This is a genomic window from Dapis brunnea BLCC-M229, assembly GCF_050015995.1.
In the GTDB taxonomy this organism is placed as follows: Bacteria; Cyanobacteriota; Cyanobacteriia; order Cyanobacteriales; family Microcoleaceae; genus Trichodesmium.
In genome coordinates this window covers 1-2,727 of the sequence record NZ_JBNHEP010000192.1, presented here as the reverse complement: position 1 = coordinate 2,727, position 2,727 = coordinate 1, and the positions used below count along the sequence as shown (strand labels likewise).

The window sequence follows — 2,727 nt, the reverse complement described above, 5'->3', positions numbered from 1 at the left end:
TTACTGAACCATCAATACCCAAAGCTGAGGTGGCAGTAATTTCACTACTATTGTCGAGAAATACCCCTTCTCCAGTAATGGCAATATTACCGCCTTGACCAACTATGGCATTAGCACTAATATTGCTATTGTCTAAACCAATTAAAAATTTAGTATCAATATCAATATCGCCACCTGTAGCATCATTTCTGGCATTTGTAGTAATTTCACTATTATTTGTTAAGTTAATTTCTGAAGCTTGTATAGTAATATTGCCCTGGTCTCCAGCAGCAGTTTCAGCACTAAGAGTACCATTATTAAGTTCGATCGATGGAGCATTAATATTCAGGGAACCTGCGACCCCACTGCCAGAACTACCAACTGTAATAGCCCGATCTTCTACTCTTAATTGTGGGGTATTAATAGTAATAGAACCAGCATCACCATTATTTGTACTCTCAGAAGCAATAGCCGTTTCGCTGTTAAAAATTTGTACTTCCCGATTGTTGGAACTAGAATCAATACTAGAAAGAGTAATAGCTGAGTCAGCATTAATGGTAATAGTGCCTGCATTACCATCACTAAAACTAGAAGTGAGAATTTGAGACCCATTAGCTAGATTTAATGTATCTACATTTAATATTAGGTCTCCACCATTAGATTCGCTACGACTTGTAGCTCTAATAACTGCCCCACGATCTAAGTTGAGGAGTGGAGTAGCAAGACTAATATTTCCACCCTCTCCTGTAGCATTAGCTTCTGTACTAGCATTAATAGCACTAGGATTATTCAAAGTAGAATCTCTTCGAGAAAGAGTAATATTTTCCCTAGCATTGATAGAAATACTGCCTGCTAGTCCTTCTCCTTGAGTCAAGGCAGAAATTACTGCTCCATCTAAAATAGAGAGGCGATCGGTTTCTATAGATATGTTTCCCCCATCACCAATGCCGCGACCTAAACCAAAACTTGTTAAGTCCTCAACTCCTGCAACAATACTGCTGCCAGATCGCTTCTCAGAAGAGCGACCAATGAGTAGAATTTCATTAGCCTTTAATATAATGTCTCCACTATCACCTACCGCAGAAGTACCTGCTCGAATTTGTGCCCCATCTTTTAGAGTCAAACCCTGAGTTTCAACTCTCAAGTCTCCACCCTGACCACTACCACCAGCGAAAACAGAAGTAAATATAGTAGTAGAAAATTGATCCCCAGGGGCATTACCGATCGCTTCTATTTCTGAGGCTTTTATTGTTACATCTCCGCTTGGACTTTGGCCAAATGTACCTGCTCCAATTTGTGCCCCTCCTTCAATAGTTAACTTTTGGGTGTTAACTGTTAAATTTCCACCATCTCCGGTAGCTGTAGGTGTAACTGTCGTCAATAAACCACTAGGCAGTTGACCACTTAATGTTTGTAAAAGTAATGTTAGTGGGGGAAATGCACTTTCGTTACCTTGAAATGAAGTACCGATGGCCGAAATCTCCACAGCATTAACCTCAATATTGCCTCCAGCTCCAGAGGACAAAGCACCCGAACCAATTTGTCCCCCTGTTGCGAGAGTTAACTTTTCGGTGTTAACGGTTAAATTTCCACCTTTTCCACTACCACCAGGAAGAACATCTGTGCGCAAACCACTAGGAATAACTACACTCTCCAGAACACCTGTTGCTTCTATTTCCTCAGCACGCACTACTAACTCTCCTCCTTCACCTGCACCAGAAACTGATGTGTTAATTACACCTCCGTCTCTGAGTATCAGGCGCTGAGTGTCAATGGTCATATTTCCACCCTTTCCTGTGGCCCCAGGCGCGATATTAGTTATTATTTCACTTGTTAATAGTTCATTTTCACCCAAAGAAGGATTACCTCCGACTATCTTTATCTCGGTGGCTTTTACTCTCAAATCTCCTCCTTGTCCAGCTCCACCTGTTGTGACAACAAGTAATCCTCCTTCTGTGATGGTTAAATTTTGGGTATCAACATTTATATTACTGCCTTTACCAGTGGCTGTCACTTCTGCATTGCTGACCAAAAGACTATCAACAATGGTCAATGACTCGGAGGCATTAATTGAAAATGTGTCTCCATCTCTATCCCCTAAAGTTGTTGCTGTTATTTGTGAAAGTCCTGCTACTGTAATGTCTTTCCCTTGTATTTGTATTGGACCGCTTCCTAAACCAATATTATTAATAGCACTACCATTAATAATCTGAATATCTCTAAAATTTGTTACTTCTGAATAATCTAGAGTATCACCTGTTTCTGTGGAATTTATTTTCACTAAACTTTCATCTCCCACTGCACCTAGTTCTATGCTGCTTTGTTGACCACTAATACGACCTCCATTAAGAATTATTTCTCGTGCTACAAACCCTAATTTTTCACCTGGTGGAACTGCTAAACCTATTCCATCTGCCATTGATTGATTAATTATTCTTCCTTTAGTTTGACTAGCTAATTGATTGAAAAATAAGGCTGATGGTTTTACTGATAATAAGTTACTATTTTCAGGATTAATTGCACTAAATAACCCATTCTGTCCCAACTTTATTTCATCTCCTGTGGTGGCAATAAATGAACCGCGAATGTCTAGGCTGGCGTTGGGGCCGAACAAGATACCGTTGGGATTGATTAAAAATAAATTAGCTGCTCCTTCTACTCCTAATTTTCCTAATATATTGCTGGCGTTATTACCTGTTATTCTAGTTAATATATTTTCAATTCCTGCTGGATTTATGAAGTAGACGC

At 39.7% G+C, this 2,727-nt stretch carries 1 protein-coding gene; it reads right to left on the bottom strand.

The genetic code is table 11. The features are described from left to right. On the bottom strand, nt 1-2,727 hold a 2,727-nt coding region (locus ACP6PM_RS21605; protein ID WP_426588264.1), incomplete at both ends, for a two-partner secretion domain-containing protein.